Origin of the sequence: Proteus faecis (assembly GCF_030286765.1) — a bacterium.
GTDB lineage: Bacteria > Pseudomonadota > Gammaproteobacteria > Enterobacterales > Enterobacteriaceae > Proteus > Proteus faecis.
Genome location: NZ_JASVWV010000001.1, coordinates 26,589 through 41,718, shown reverse-complemented (window position 1 = coordinate 41,718; position 15,130 = coordinate 26,589). Strand labels below are relative to the sequence as shown.

Genomic DNA, 15,130 nt, shown 5'->3' with positions numbered 1-15,130 from the left:
ATACAGTGTGATTTTATTCTTTCTTCACCCGTAAAAATCGCTCAAGTTATAAAATAAACCATAAAATACAAATAATTAGAATAAATATAATATGCTCTCAAAAAAAACACGCTCAACAACTGCACTGCTATTTTCATCACTTCTTCTTACAATAGGAAGAGGTGCAACATTACCGTTTATGGCTATCTATTTGTCTCGGGAGTATCAATTACCCGTTGATGATATAGGTATTGCTATGTCTATTGCATTAACAACGGGTATTTTTTTCAGCCTTGGCTTTGGGATGCTTGCTGATAAATTTGAGAAAAAACGTTATATGTTGCTATCGATTATAACGTTTATTTTTGGATTTGCTGCAATACCTATGATCCATAGTACTGTTTTAGTGGTTATCTTTTTCTCGGTGATTAACTGCTCTTATTTAGTATTTTCAACCGTGTTAAAGGCCTATTTTTCTGAAACGTTATCAATTTCAGCGAAACCTAAAATATTTTCTCTCAACTATACCTTTATCAATATAGGGTGGACAGTTGGCCCACCTATTGGCACCTTATTATTAATGTATGGAACACAATTACCGTTTTGGCTTGCCGCTATTTCTGCCAGTATCCCACTTTTTATGATCCAGCTATTCGTTCAACGTTCTAAAGTAATAAATGTTGATGAAGAAAATAGTGTGAAATGGGATCCGAAAATGATGTTAAAAGATAGAGCATTAAGTTGGTTTGTGCTTTCTACTTTTTTCGGTACATTGACATTTGGCTCTTTTGCATCCTGTATTTCACAATATATTTTAGTGGTTTATGATGCAAAATTAGCAGAGTCTGTTATTGCGGTTGTATTACCTGTAAATGCCGCCATTGTAGTCTCTCTACAATATATAGTAGGTAAGCATGTTACAGCCGAAAGACTACGTAAATTAATGACACTTGGTACGCTATTTTTTATGATGGGCTTACTTGGTTTTATGTTTGCAGGCAACAATTTAATTTTTTGGGCATTAGCTATCGCAGTGTTTACCTTAGGTGAGTTAATTTATGCACCAGGTGAGTATATGATGATTGATAACATTGCGCCGTTAGGAATGAAAGCAAGTTATTTTTCTGCTCAGTCATTAGGTTGGTTAGGTGCTGCACTTAATCCATTGGCCAGTGGTTTTATTCTGACTTCCTTCCCTCCGGTTTCTTTATTTGCTATTTTAATGGCTGTTTCTGCATTAGCTTGGTTTTGTATGATCCAAGGCATGAACGCCAGTAAAAAAAGAACGATTACACTTTAGCTTTGTTTAAATGTGCAGACTAAAAAGACACCTTGGTGTCTTTTTTATGAGTCATAGTAGAAAACGGATAACTTATCAGCCTCTACTTTTCCTTTTCAAGATTGCGTTATATAAGCTAAATATGGCTCAATTTAACTATTTTGACGCTCTTCTTATGATTGTTTCAATGCTAATAGGGAAAAAATCGTTAACATCAACACCCACGTTAATGGCATTTTTTCCTAAAACATCTAAACGCTTACGTTGAGTCGGATCTTTTTGTGAATTATGAACATGACCATATAAATGAATTGAATCACGGAAAAAACCAGCCCATTCCAATATAGGATAATGAAACATCACAATTTTTCTTTTTTTATAATCCAACTCAAAATAATCTTTTACCCATTCAAATGCCGATGCATCAAATTCCGGATCGTCTAGAAACTTGTCGTGATTTCCACGGATAAGGTACTTTTTACCTTTTAATCGGCGCAAGATTTGATTGGCATCTCGCCCTGTTCCGCGATAAAGAAAATCACCTAAAATGTAGATTTCGTCATTATCAGAAACGTAAGCATTCCAATTATGAATTAAAGTGTCATTCATATGACTAACACTGTTGAATGGACGATCACAAAGATTGAGGATATTTGAATGGCAGAAATGTGTATCAGAAGTAAAGTAAATCATAGTAATTTCTTAATAAGTAATAAAGTTCTCAACCTTAAGAAAATATTTTCCCTCGGTCTGCATAGTGATATTTTTTCAAAATAATTCCCTCCTTTAGTTAAAAATAAAACAATAAGTACAATATCATCTGTCTTATTGTCGTTGATGTTGTTTACGGTAACCCGATAAAGAGTTACCTGTTTCTCTTTTAAAATATCGGCATAAATATGAGGGATCATCAAAATGAAGCTTCATTGATAACTCATTTACCGAAAGCGAAGTGTGCATTAATAATGTTTTTATTTCAAGAGTAACCTGACGATTAATCAAGGTCTTAGGCGCATCATTAAAGAATTGCTTTGTTATTTGTGATAAATAAAACGGTGTAATGTTAAGCTGATTTGCATAAAAAGCCACCTCTCTATGCTCTAAACAATATTTTCCGATCAATTCCCAAAACTGCCAGCAAAGCTTTTCTTTACGACTAAATTCTTTTTTGGCGATCGAGAAATGAGGGGGTATTGATTCAGTAATCGCAAAAAAAAGATTTTGTAAGTGGTTTTTTAACATTAATTTTCTGTGTTCAGAATAACTGTTATCTATATGTATTAGCTGTTGAGTCCATCTATTTAAGTCTTCATATTGCTCTTTTTGTGGGTGGCAAACAGGGTTTTCATGGAGAAATGAAAATAAAGTATTAGAAAGAGAATAAGCAATTTCTGAGGCAAAAGATTTATCAAGAAAGCAATAAAACAAGCGAAAGTTTGCTGATTTTTGATTCAAAACAGTCATCATATCATCGCCTAAAATAAGAATATCATTCGCTTTGATCACCTGTTTTTGAAAACCAATATTGGCTATTGCCCTACCTTCTAAACAAATCATAATCACAATATAGGATAAAGGTAGAGGATAACCAATTTCATTTGTCATATTACTTTCACCTATTATGGCATGTTGCGATGACGCATTAAGTCGTGACAGAACTTGACTCAACATAAATCAATTAACCTCTTTTAATGCTTACCTAGCCCATTTGCTATTTTTATCTTTGACGATATTGAATTTAATAACAAGTATCCATTCTCATTTAGTTGTCAAAAGTACCGATTTTACCTGTTTTATGACATTCGGTTTTTTAGCTGTTCTCTTTAGAATACTCACATCTTAAAGGCGTAAGATAAATTGCAAAACACTTGAAAATTAAGAGAACTTATTGAAATGAAAACATTAAAAACAGAGAGGCTTATACTTCGCCCATGGAAACTTTCTGATGCATCAAGTTTGTATCAATATGCAAAAGATGAACGCATTGGTCCAATTGCAGGTTGGCCAGCACATAAAAGTGTTGAAGAAAGTGCCGAAATTATTCGCTCTATATTTATGCGTAACGAAGTTTATGCCGTTACGTTAATTGATGATGATCTCGCTATCGGTTTGGTTGGATTATCTTTCGCAAATGAGAGTAATTTCCCTATTGGAGATAATGATGCTGAAGTTTCTTATTGGATTGGTGTGCCATTTTGGGGCAAAGGTTTAATACCAGAAGCTGTAAAAGAAATCTGTCGACATAGCTTTGAAACATTGGAATTAGATAATTTATGGTGTGGCTATTTCGCTGATAATGAGAAGTCACAAAAAGCACAAGAAAAATGTGGATTTAAATTCCATCATGTTATTGAAGAACAATACGTGGAATGTTTAGATGAAGTGAAAGTTGAAAATATTTGTCGCTTAACTAAAGATGAATGGAATGAAATCCAAAAACAGATGGATTAAAACAAAACACCAGATTGTGAAATTCATATTATCTGGTGTTTTTTAATTAACACGATAATTTAATTAAACATGTGCTAATGCTTGGGATAAATCAGCAATTAAATCTTGAGGATTTTCTATTCCAATAGATAAACGAATAGTGGTGTCTTGAATGCCAATGCTATGTCGTAATGTTATTGGTACACCCGAATGCGTTGTTGAACCAGGATGACATGCTAGAGATTCTGTTCCCCCTAGACTTACTGCCAGTTTAAAAATTTTCATGGCATTAAGAAAACGGAAAGCTTCACTTTCTCCACCCACAATATCAAATGAGAAAGTTGAGCCCGCACCTGTACATTGTTTAGTAAAAACTTGAGCTTCAACAGAATTTTTATTAGCAAAAGGTAAATAATGGATTGCTTTTACTTTTTCATGGTCACGCAGAAACTCTGCAACTAATAATGCATTCTGATTGGCTTTTTCCATTCTAATTTGTAACGTTTCTAACGAACGACCTAACATCCAGCAAGAATGCGGATCCAGTTGCGTCCCTATAGCTCCTCTTAATAATCTGATTTGATTAATAAGCTCACGAGAGCCCATTGCTGCACCTGCGACTAAATCTGAGTGTCCACCAACATATTTAGTTAAAGAATAGAGTGAAATATCAGCACCTTGTTCTATTGGATGTTGGTATACAGGGCCAAGTAATGTGTTATCACAAACAATAATAGGACGATAGCCTTGCGTTTTTTCTAATTGGTCAGCAACATTTTTTAATGCTTCAATATCAACTAATGAGTTAGTCGGGTTTGCAGGAGTTTCTGCAAAAATAACGGATACACGCCCCTTTTGACGGGCTTTATCGGCTTGTTCTTGAATAAGTGAGAGATTTAATCCATCAGTAAATGGGGTTGCTTGAATACCAAATTTAGCAAGTGTTTTGGCAATTAATGTCTCAGTTCCACCATAAAGTGGCTGTGAGTGTAAAATGACATCACCTGGTTGCGTTAATGCCATTAATGTTGTGGTGATCGCGGACATTCCTGATGAAAATAATACACAAGATTGTGTATTTTCATAAACTGCTAATCTGTCTTCAACAATTTCACTATTCGGTTGGTTAAAACGAGAATAAACTAAACCCGCTTTTTCACCTTCTGGTAAAGGTTTTCTACCACTTACTGTATCAAAAAAAGCTTTGCCCTCTTCAGCACTTTTAAAAATAAAGGTGGAGGTTAAAAATACAGGTGGTTTAACTGAACCTTCAGAGAGTAATGGATCATAGCCATAACTCATCATTAGTGTTTCTGGTGATATTTTATGTTCGCCGATATATTGTTTTTTCAGTTGAGAATCAGTCATTTTTTATTTCTTGTGTTTAATGAAGGATCTTTATCATACTGAAAAAAATTCATGTTGTTAGAATGTTTTATATAGAGTAAAAACCTGTGGTTATATAAACATAATGAGTTCAAACATAAAAATAGCTTTAAATAAAAAGTTCTATTCATTGGTCGGTATTTAAACAAGATGATTGGACTAAATAAGCGTTGATTATTCTAGTTAAAAAGAAGGAAAAAATAAGATAAACTTAAAGATAAAAAGATGAGTGTCTCTTTTTACCTTTAAGTTAAGGAGCTTACCAAGCTCTTACAGCATCACCTTTATACATTTCTTTGAATTTTAACTCGATTTGTCTTGAATGCAGAACTGAAATCAGTTTCTTTATATTTTCATCATTTTTATTATCTTCACGCGTAACAATAACATTAGCATAAGGTGAATTTTTATTTTCTAAGATTAATCCATCACGAGTCGCAATGAGTCCAACTTGAGATGAAAAATTATTGTTTATTATAGCCATTGTAATATTTGGATCATTTAATGATTCAGTAAGCTTAGGTGAGTCGACTTCAACAAAAACTATTTCTTTAGGGTTATGTATAATGTCGTCTACTGTTGCTGTAAAACCGACATTATCATTAAGAGTAATGAGATGGTTTTCTGCTAGCAATAAAAGTGCACGCCCTTTCATGCTAACTTCATTTGAAATTGCAACGACATCACCCGGCTTTAATTCATCTATATCACTAATTTTTTTAGAGTATGCCGCTAAAGGAAAAATATACGTTTTACTGGCAATATGAAATTGGTAGCCATGCTCTTTCATTTGAGCTTGAAGATAAGGAATAGATTGAAACGCATTCGCATCAACTTCTTTGTCGTTCAATGCCCTATTAGGCTGTACATAATCATTGAAAGCAACAACCTCAACATCTAACCCTTCAGTTAGTTTTGCTAAACGAATAACTTCATCCCAAATTACTTGATCAGGCCCTGTATTAATTGCCACTTTTACTCTATGTGTATCTTCTTGTGAACAAGATACAGTAAACAGTGATATTGAGGCTAGAAGTAAACCTGTAATAATTTCCTTCATATCTCCCTCTTAAACAAACTTTGATAAAACAGCGCCATAAAAATCATTTTGATTAAGAAATATCCTAACAGTAGATTAATAACAAGGAACAAGAAATGATACAAGTACCCAATGCATATAAAGAAAAGAATATTGTTTATATTTTTACAATGCATTGTTTTATAAAACAAAAAATAACACATCATATTATGATGTGTTTGCAGTTTAAATTGTAAATTTATTCATTAATAATTTTGTTTATGCAGTTATCAGAATATGCATCTTCTACGTTGAGATAGGATGATTCAGTTACACAATAGGTATTAAATTGCCATTTAAATTGAGTTTCATCACTTTTTTTATTTTCTGAAATAGAATGACTTGAAAAGCGAATTGGAGTGGGTTTCTGTAAGTTGTTTCCTATTTTTTCAGCACTTAACAATATAATATGATTTTTTTTCTCAACAAATTTGAAATCAGAGATGGTGATATCTGTACCTTTAATCTTATTGTTATAAAGACTCAAAGCGTTAGCATAGATAGACGGAACAATATAAACCTTTTGATCTCTTCCTTTGATATAAACAGTTGTCATATCAACAGATGTTGAATCATCGAATGACCGTCTAGATTTAACGACAACATCAGGAATACCATCACCATTAAAATCGATAAGATTTACACCATATTCGAGTTTAATATCTGCTGATACTGAAGCAAATGGTAGCGATAAAAAAAGTAATCCTAGCCCAAGTTTTAATATCTTATTCATTATATTCAGTTCTTTTTTGCTTGTTACTTGCGCATCAGACTACTTTATGATAATGATTAGTCAAGATTTTTTATGTTTCAAAATAATACAAAATTTACATTTTCACCATTTATAAAATATTTTTATGATAATCACTATAATTATTTAACCATTATAAAAAGAAGATATTCTAGATGTATATTTTTTTAGATTTAATGTTTCCTGTTAATATAGAGCAATGTAATTTTTAAGGTCGTTAATTCTTTCTTTTGTTTTATCTTTTAAACAACTACTATATACCATTGGCGCTAAGCTACCACCTTGATAATAATCAGCTTCATATTGGCAAGAGAGATCTCTAAAATCAATCCAAACCAACTGAGCTTGTTTAAGTTGATCTTTTCGAACACCTTCTAACTTAGCATAATATTGTTGATAAATACGGTTAAGCTCTTCATCTTTCTGCTGAAAATCTTGATATACACATTGATTAATTTCAGTTTGAGTCGCGGCATTTCGACAATCAAAATTATCTGCTTGTAAATGTATCGACCAAAATAGTATACCGCCAGATATTGCACCGAATAGAATAAGTTTTTTCATCACACCGTCCATTTTTTGATTAAAAACATAGCTAAAGATATTTGTTTTATTTCTTTACTGCTTGATTTAGAAGATAAAAACAAAGTAAGTTCTTTATCATTTTAACAAGGTTTTCATATGACAATTACATGAAGACAAGGAAGAATTGCTCTATTTTAGATAATCCAAGTTAGGTAACAGTATTGAACGTTGAGTAATTATATTGATATTTTTAGGTGGATTATTTATCTAATAAAAAATTCAAAAAAGACAACCTGATGTTTTTATTCTTTAGAAATAAATATCATTTGCAAAAAACTAAGTGAAATAATAGTTATATTCTATTTTTTGCATCGAAAAATATTTATTGAAAGCATCTAATAAATTTCACATTAATAAGCAATTTATTTTACTAGTTTCTGTTTAAGTAAATCTTAACAAAACAGCTTTAATTTATTGGACTAATTAGTCTAATTAGTACATGTTATATAACTATAGTTACAAATGTTCACTTTATAATAATCAGGGGCTATCCCCATGGTGGATTTTTCAAAATATGAAAAAATGTTTCAAATCAATTTGGTTTTATTTAGGGCTTCTCACACTTATTGTTGTGATTATCATCAGTCGTAGTCAGTATTCTGATTTTGAATTGGATGATCATGCATTAACGATAATACCGATTGGTTTTACTTCTAAAACAAGCTCGTTATCTGGAACATTAGTTTTACCCAATCAGAACAAGATAAAAGCAGTTGCTATTTTTATTCATGGTGATGGTGCTCAAGATCGCTTTGCAAATAGTGGATATTTGCCATTAATTAATAGCTTGGTGGATGCTGGTATTGGTGTGTATACATGGGATAAACCTGGCGTGGGAGAAAGCCAAGGAAATTGGTTACATCAATCGATGCAAGATAGAGCAGATGAAGCACAAATAGCATTACAGGTTATTCAAAAAAAATTTACTCAACCCGATATTAAAGTTGGTTATTTAGGATTTTCACAAGCTGGCTGGGTTATCCCTATTGTAGCGACGCAATCTAACCCCGATTTTTCCGTTATTATTGGTGGTGCTGTAAATTGGCGAGATCAAGGTGCTTATTATCACCAAGTGCGTTTAAAAGCCGACAATATTGATGATAATGAAATTATTCGAAGGGTTTCAGAACAACTGCAACAAAACGATCGGGTGTTTGGCATTAATGGTAGCCATGATATTTCAGCGCAGGAAGATATGTCTGACGATCGTTTCCATTTTGTTATTCAAAACTATTTAAGTGATTCATCTAAAAATTTACCGCACATGAATGGACGAGTATTGGCTATGTTTGGTGAATTAGACCTTAATGTCGATGCACTGAAAAATGCATGCTTATATAGAACACTATTAGGAAATCATGTAGATAAGACTGTTATCCTATTTCCCAATGCTTCTCATGGTTTATTAAAGGCACCTTTCTTTAATTACCAGTTGGATAATCAATGGCCTTGGTGGAAACAGATACTTTTCATTTATCAAGGGCGAGATAGTTATTCCCCTGATGCTTTAAATTACTTAACAGCATGGCTCACTGAAGAGATGACAACATCTTCTGATTATATTGATTTTGAATGTAAAAACAGCAATACAAATACAAGATGAAATGTTGATAACGCCTGAGAGTGGCTCTTTAGGTGTTGAAGTGTAAAAACACAAATCAACCGAACCTAAGTTGGTTTTGCAACGTTAAGAAGAAGTCTTTTTTCTACTTGATGAATATTTACTTTTTGAGAACCAAAAGTGAGTGCTTTGCGTACTTCTTTAAACGTAATAACGTTATAGCCAGCTAGTACGCGATGATAAAATTACAGGTTATCTGAATATCAGCAACAGTTAATACCAAATTGATTGAGGTATGTAATTTTTATCAAGCACTCACTTTTTATACATCAATTAAAGTTCACACTTTGTTTTTAAAACAGTTGTTTTTCTATGGTGATCTAGTGCTAGCTCAATTAATTTAGTAATTAACGATTGATAGCCTAAACCCGCACTCTGCCATAATTTAGGATACATGCTGATATTGGTAAAACCAGGTAGTGTGTTAATTTCATTAATCACAACACGATTATCTTGCGTTAAGAATACATCTACACGAGCCATACCTAAGCAATTAAGGACTCGGTATGCTTTTAAGGCAACTTGGCGAATATGCAAACTCGTCTTTTCATCCATTACTGCAGGGACGACAACCTTAGCACCATCTTCATCAATATATTTTGTGTTATAGGCATAGAAAGCATCGTTTAATACGATTTCGCCACAAGGGCTAACTTGAGGATCTTCATTACCTAAAACAGCGCACTCTATTTCACGACCTACAATAGCACTTTCAACAATCACTTTAAGATCGTATTCAAAAGCCATTTCTAATGCTGCGTTGAATTCTTCTTCATTATTAACTTTGCTAATTCCTACTGAAGAGCCTAGGTTCGCAGGCTTAATAAATAAAGGAAGTCCTAATTGACGCACCATTTCATTGTAATGAATATCATTAATTTGATGTGCCATAATGGTAATAAATGGTGCAACCGCTAATCCTGCACCATCAAGTAAACGTTTAGTAATATCTTTGTCCATACAAGCAGCTGAACTCATGATATTAGGCCCAACATAAGGCATATCAATCATGTGTAATAAGCCTTGTAGTGTTCCATCTTCACCGTATGCACCATGGACAATTGGAAATACCACATCGATTTGAGGCAATGCCTGACCATCTTCAAGTGAAATAAATTGTTTTTTCACACTACCTGGAATAATAGCAACCGCTCTTAAAGGTTTGCTTAATGAAATAGTTTTAGGATTATCGCTATTTAGTAAATAGTCAGTTTCTGAATATTCATGCCACTGGCCTTGTTCATTAATACCGATTAAGCAAAGGTCGAACTTCGTTCGATCTAATTCATTAATAATGTTTTTTGCTGACTGTAATGAAACTTGATGTTCCGTGGATTTACCACCAAAAATAATAGCGACTCTTAATTTACTCATTTTCTAACCTTTTATAGGACAGCTATAGCGAATAGGTAGCAATATATCATGATAAAAACCCCCAATGTAGGCAGATAGTTCTTATCTGCGAAAAATCACGATAAAATGATGAAATTCTATGATATAGAGTGCTAAAACATCACTTTTTCAAGATATAGTGACGCAATAACAAAACCTATTCTATTGGTGTAAGTAGACACCATGGCTGATGTAAACCAACCGAAATGAACGTTATTGATTATTCAGTTAAAGCAATCAATTCAGATAGCTAAAGTTTTGTTTAAGCAAAAGGATCACGGTGTGATCTTTTTTGTTCTTATTTTATTAACTGATATTCAATAAGATATAAAGATTGTGTTGTAGGATAAATATCTTTGATAAGCGCTTTCAACACTGGAAGTGTCATGCCTTCCTGTTGCGCGTGATACTCATTGATATCGTCATAACGTAAAGGTGATACCGTTATGATTTTCAATTTTCCATAATGAGTACGATGTTCATTAGCAAATAATTCAACAATGCTTCCTGGCTTATAATTACTTTCACTTTTATCTCGGATAGTAATCACTTTTTTTCCTTCAAGAATAGAAGGAATTAAACGTTCGAAAAAAGTAATTTCTGTTGGTATTGCCGACATAATATTAACTCATAAATTTATTGATAACATACTGATTATCTTATCATGCAATAATAAATTATTATTCTTTTTTGCCTAATTTGGCGTTATTTAATGCCTCTGTCTGAAGCAACTTGGCTTTACGCTCAATCCCCCAACGATAACCTGATAATTCACCATTTTGTCGAATAACACGATGACATGGAATAGCAACGGCTAGCTTATTAGCCGCACAGGCATTAGCGACAGCACGATATGCCTTAGGGGCTCCAATTTTATTGGCAATTTCTTGATAAGTCATCGTGCTTCCAAAAGGAATATCTAATAATGCCCGCCAAACTTTTTGTTGAAATACAGTTCCTTGGATATCAAGAGGTAAAGATAAGGGCTGTTGAGGTAACTCAATAAAACCGATGACTTGTGCAATGATTTGCTCAAACTCTTCATTCGCACCAATTAATTCAGCCAGAGGGAATTGTTTTTGTAAATCGTCTAATAACAACTCAGCATCATCTCCTAACATTATGGCACAAATCCCCTTTTCACTTTGTGCCACAAGAATACTTCCTAAAGAACACTGCGCGATAGCAAAAAAGATAGCAATATTCTTACCTCCTGTACGCCAATTCGTTGGCGTCATACCTAATATTGCTTTTGCATTTTCATAGAAACGACTATTAGCATTGAAGCCAGATTGATAAATTGCATCTGTAATACTGCCATCTTGAACTAACGCTTTTTTTATTAATTTTTGACGATATGCATTAGCATAATCTTTTGGAGTGATCCCCATCGTTGATTTAAATAAGCGATGGAAATGATATGGGCTTGCCATAACATGCTTTGCAATACTGGCTAGTGACACATCACCGTTATTTTTTTCAATAAAACGGCAGGCTTGCTCAATAAGTTGATTATGTTTATTTTCCATTATGGTAGTCCTTTAAATACAGAATTATAGCTATTAGTAACAAAATATAATGAATAAAGAACTCCGTTTGTTGCTCAATTACTCTGGCTCTTTAGATAATGCCCATAGATAAAGCGATGCCGTAGAACCATAGGGTGAATAGCGTTTTCGATAACGTGCAAAGCGTACTTTATTCAATGTTTTATGGCGATAAAGACGCATAATTCCACGTTGAATAGCTAAATCTCCCCAACTTAAAATATCTGGCCGATTAAGTGAAGAGATTAATAGCATTTCTGCAGTCCAAACCCCAATACCTTTTAATTGAATTAAAGTATCGATAACTTCTTTATCTGTCATATCAGGAATTTTATTTAAATTTAGTTTTTCTGAAATAACTGCATCCGCAATACCGATAATATAGCCAGCTTTGCGCATAGTCATTCCACACTGCTGTATCTCTTGTTCTGATAATTTTGCAATACGTTCTGGTGTGTAAATCCCCTCACATAATTTGAGTAATCGCAGATTAACGGTTTCGGCAGCAGAAACTGAGATTTGTTGTTCAATAATATTTTTAACTAATGCTGTAAATAAATCAGGAGTAAGAGGCCGTTTAATATCCCCTATTCTTTCAATAAGCGCAGCTAAACGCTTATCACGATTTTTTAAAGTATTTATCTCTTTTTCGCCATACTGAAAATACATAGCTATCTCATATCAAAATATACTAGATAAATGACAGTATAACTTGAAGCTTAAGGTATTATACACCCCGTTTCTTGCTTTTTTATTTTCATGTAATTAATAATAATTATAGAAAAAATCACAATTAAAAACGATGAAATTAAATATTTATAAATTTATCTAAATTAAAAAAAATTCTATACTTCATTCTAAATACTTATTTTTATAAACCAATATGCATTATATATAATGGAGATTAATATCATGAGTAATAGTTTAGATTTAAATAATAAGTCAGCAGCATTAGAATTAATGAAAAAATCCATGTGCTTTACTATACCAGCCGCTTTAAGAGTTGCAGCTAAATTAAAAATTGCTGATTTATTAAAAGAAGGACCTAAAGATATAAATGAACTTGCAAAAAAAACGAATTCAATTCCCTATGTTCTAAATAGAATATTAAGAATGTTAGCATCTGAAAGTATATTTTATGAATCGGAAGGTTCTCGCTATTCTCTTGCTCCAGCAGGACAGTTTTTATTAAGCGATCATAAATATAGCTTACGTGATGCCGTGCTAATGTTAACAAATGAAACGTTATGGCGCCCAGTAGGTGATGTCATTGAGTCTGTTCAAGGTAATCCCGCTTTTGAAAATCTATATGGCATGTCTTTTTATCAATATTGGCAAGATAATGTAAGAAAAGATCATGATTTTCAAGCGGGTATGAGCTCACTATCAAAAATAGAAAATTATTTTATTATTAAGCATTATAATTTTCCAGAGAATAAAATAGTGACAGACATTGCTGGAGGATTAGGTGGATTATTATTAGAAGTCTTAAAGAATAATCCGACGTTAAAAGGACAGTTGTTTGATCGCCAGCATGTGTTAGAAAGAACGAAATTAGTTGAATTAGGTGATGATAGTCGATGGAAATTAATACCTGGTGATCTATTTGGAGATTATCCTGAATCTGATATCTATTTAATTAAATATATTATCCATGATTGGGATAATGATAGTGTTATTAAAATATTTAAAAACTTCCGTAAAGCTATGAAGAAAGATTCAAAAGTACTTATTATTGAACCTGTTATTTTTAAGAAGAATATACCTGATGTCGCTAAATATATGGATATTCTTTGCATGAGTGCATTCCCAGAATCAGGTGAGCGTACAGAAGATGAATTTATAGCTTTATTGGATAAAGCAGATTTAAAAATAAATAAAGTGATAAAGACAGAAACATATAACTCAATATTAGAGGTTGTTATTAAATAATCTATTGAGATGGTCATTTGTTTGTATTAAAAAAAGCCACTTTAAAAAGTGGCTTTTTAAATAAAATTATGCAGTTAATGCCAGTTTCGCACCAAAAAGTAAGAATACGGCACCAATACAACTATTTGATAATGAAGCTAACCGTTTGTTATGTTTTACTTTATTGGTAATTGCAACACCGCCAAAAATAAGGACTGATAAATAAAGCATACTGCATATTTCTAAAATAACACCTAATACAAAGAATGGTATACCTGCATTTTCATACTTAGGGTCGATAAACTGAATAAAGAAAGAAACATAAAAAATGATCATTTTTGGGTTAAGCATACTTAAAAATAACGCTTTAACATAAAGACCATCTTTTGCTTTTACTGTAACTTCAGTGACTTGCTCTGGTGTCTCATTTTTCTTTTGAAACGTTGCATATAACGTTTTTAATCCTAAATAGGTTAAGTAAAGAGCACCTGCATATTTAATAACGATAAAGAAAACGGGTGAAGTCTTGACTAATGAAGCAACCCCCAAAAATGCCAAAAAGATTAATAATGCATCACCCGTAAAAACACCAAGAGCGGCTTTATACCCCCCTTTTACGCCATGCTTCGCACTGGAAGTAAGAACGAAAATCGAGTTTGGACCTGGTATTAAGGTAATAAAAATAACGCCTAAAAGGTATGTCCAAATATTTGAAATACCGATACTTTCTAACATACGACGCCTTTTTCAAAAAAATAACATGCTGAATATGTGAGCTATCATATCCATAATAATATTTTTGTAAAACAATAATCTTTATAATTAATAAAGATAAGTCAATTGCTCTGCCTTTGAATATAAAAACCAGTTTATAAATCTTTTTTTATTTTTATTTTTAGAGTTAAAAACCAGTTTAAACATGCGTTATAGTATGATGCTGAAATTAAATTTTATACAGATTTAATAACCACCCAAAAAGCCAATATACAGAATTATATCCTATGTTTTTGGCTTTATTTGGATGCAATGCTCTGTTGTTTGTTTTTTGTTATAGTTTATTATTCTTTTTGTGATCTAAACCTATGTGCTACTTTTAAAACCAAAACAATCCGACTTATTAACATAATGAAAAATAAGTTTTTTTATTATTTAGTCAGTTAATTAGCACAAA

General features: G+C 32.5%; 15 protein-coding genes. 4 read left to right on the top strand and 11 right to left on the bottom strand.

The window, feature by feature from the left end; translation table 11 throughout:
* Positions 1 to 91: 91 nt before the first annotated feature.
* On the top strand, positions 92 to 1,279 hold the full coding sequence (gene ydeE, locus QSH13_RS00180) for an efflux MFS transporter YdeE (protein WP_286038660.1): 1,188 nt from the start codon (positions 92 to 94) through the stop codon (positions 1,277 to 1,279).
* Between the two features lie 135 nt (positions 1,280 to 1,414).
* Here ydeE and QSH13_RS00175 read toward each other — a convergent pair whose 3' ends face one another.
* Positions 1,415 to 1,951 carry a metallophosphoesterase gene (locus QSH13_RS00175; protein ID WP_109397435.1) on the bottom strand — a complete coding sequence of 179 codons (537 nt, stop codon included), beginning with the start codon at positions 1,949 to 1,951 and terminating at the stop codon, positions 1,415 to 1,417.
* Positions 1,952 to 2,083: 132 nt separating this feature from the next.
* Positions 2,084 to 2,863: a helix-turn-helix domain-containing protein gene (locus QSH13_RS00170; protein WP_228407404.1), complete on the bottom strand. Its 780-nt coding sequence runs from the start codon at positions 2,861 to 2,863 to the stop codon at positions 2,084 to 2,086.
* 288 nt (positions 2,864 to 3,151) lie between these two features.
* Between QSH13_RS00170 and QSH13_RS00165 the strand changes: the two genes are divergently transcribed.
* Complete coding sequence (locus QSH13_RS00165) at positions 3,152 to 3,709, top strand: GNAT family N-acetyltransferase (RefSeq protein WP_109397437.1); 558 nt, start codon at positions 3,152 to 3,154, stop codon at positions 3,707 to 3,709.
* Positions 3,710 to 3,772: 63 nt separating this feature from the next.
* Here the strand turns inward: QSH13_RS00165 and QSH13_RS00160 are convergent, their stop codons facing one another.
* The 4 genes from QSH13_RS00160 to QSH13_RS00145 all read right to left on the bottom strand — a co-directional run bounded on the left by QSH13_RS00160 (position 3,773) and on the right by QSH13_RS00145 (position 7,467).
* Positions 3,773 to 5,056, bottom strand: coding sequence for a cystathionine gamma-synthase family protein (locus QSH13_RS00160; RefSeq protein WP_109406307.1), 1,284 nt, complete (start codon positions 5,054 to 5,056; stop codon positions 3,773 to 3,775).
* Positions 5,057 to 5,333: 277 nt separating this feature from the next.
* On the bottom strand, positions 5,334 to 6,134 hold the full coding sequence (locus tag QSH13_RS00155) for a MetQ/NlpA family lipoprotein (protein WP_109397439.1): 801 nt from the start codon (positions 6,132 to 6,134) through the stop codon (positions 5,334 to 5,336).
* A gap of 217 nt (positions 6,135 to 6,351) precedes the next feature.
* Positions 6,352 to 6,885, bottom strand: coding sequence for a carbapenem self-resistance protein CarG family protein (locus tag QSH13_RS00150; protein WP_109397440.1), 534 nt, complete (start codon positions 6,883 to 6,885; stop codon positions 6,352 to 6,354).
* 204 nt (positions 6,886 to 7,089) lie between these two features.
* Entirely contained in the window at positions 7,090 to 7,467 is a 378-nt protein-coding gene (locus tag QSH13_RS00145; protein ID WP_228407403.1) for a lysozyme inhibitor LprI family protein, read from the bottom strand.
* Between the two features lie 535 nt (positions 7,468 to 8,002).
* Here QSH13_RS00145 and QSH13_RS00140 point away from each other — a divergent pair.
* A complete protein-coding gene (locus QSH13_RS00140; protein ID WP_286038659.1) occupies positions 8,003 to 9,091 on the top strand; it encodes an alpha/beta hydrolase family protein in 1,089 nt (362 codons plus the stop codon).
* A 291-nt stretch (positions 9,092 to 9,382) separates the two neighbouring features.
* Here QSH13_RS00140 and ddlA read toward each other — a convergent pair whose 3' ends face one another.
* The 4 genes from ddlA to QSH13_RS00120 all read right to left on the bottom strand — a co-directional run bounded on the left by ddlA (position 9,383) and on the right by QSH13_RS00120 (position 12,717).
* Positions 9,383 to 10,483, bottom strand: coding sequence for a D-alanine--D-alanine ligase (ddlA, locus tag QSH13_RS00135; protein ID WP_109397443.1), 1,101 nt, complete (start codon positions 10,481 to 10,483; stop codon positions 9,383 to 9,385).
* 316 nt (positions 10,484 to 10,799) lie between these two features.
* A complete protein-coding gene (gene yqfB / locus QSH13_RS00130; protein ID WP_109397444.1) occupies positions 10,800 to 11,120 on the bottom strand; it encodes a N(4)-acetylcytidine aminohydrolase in 321 nt (106 codons plus the stop codon).
* Positions 11,121 to 11,181: 61 nt separating this feature from the next.
* Positions 11,182 to 12,030 carry a bifunctional DNA-binding transcriptional regulator/O6-methylguanine-DNA methyltransferase Ada gene (gene ada / locus QSH13_RS00125; protein WP_109397445.1) on the bottom strand — a complete coding sequence of 283 codons (849 nt, stop codon included), beginning with the start codon at positions 12,028 to 12,030 and terminating at the stop codon, positions 11,182 to 11,184.
* A 78-nt stretch (positions 12,031 to 12,108) separates the two neighbouring features.
* Positions 12,109 to 12,717, bottom strand: coding sequence for a DNA-3-methyladenine glycosylase family protein (locus QSH13_RS00120; protein ID WP_109397446.1), 609 nt, complete (start codon positions 12,715 to 12,717; stop codon positions 12,109 to 12,111).
* Between the two features lie 243 nt (positions 12,718 to 12,960).
* Here QSH13_RS00120 and QSH13_RS00115 point away from each other — a divergent pair, with 243 nt between their 5' ends.
* Positions 12,961 to 13,980, top strand: coding sequence for a methyltransferase (locus QSH13_RS00115; protein ID WP_286038658.1), 1,020 nt, complete (start codon positions 12,961 to 12,963; stop codon positions 13,978 to 13,980).
* Between the two features lie 66 nt (positions 13,981 to 14,046).
* Here QSH13_RS00115 and leuE read toward each other — a convergent pair whose 3' ends face one another.
* Positions 14,047 to 14,694 (bottom strand): leucine efflux protein LeuE, encoded by a 648-nt coding sequence (gene leuE / locus QSH13_RS00110; protein WP_109397447.1) that lies wholly within the window; start codon positions 14,692 to 14,694, stop codon positions 14,047 to 14,049.
* Positions 14,695 to 15,130: the final 436 nt, after the last annotated feature.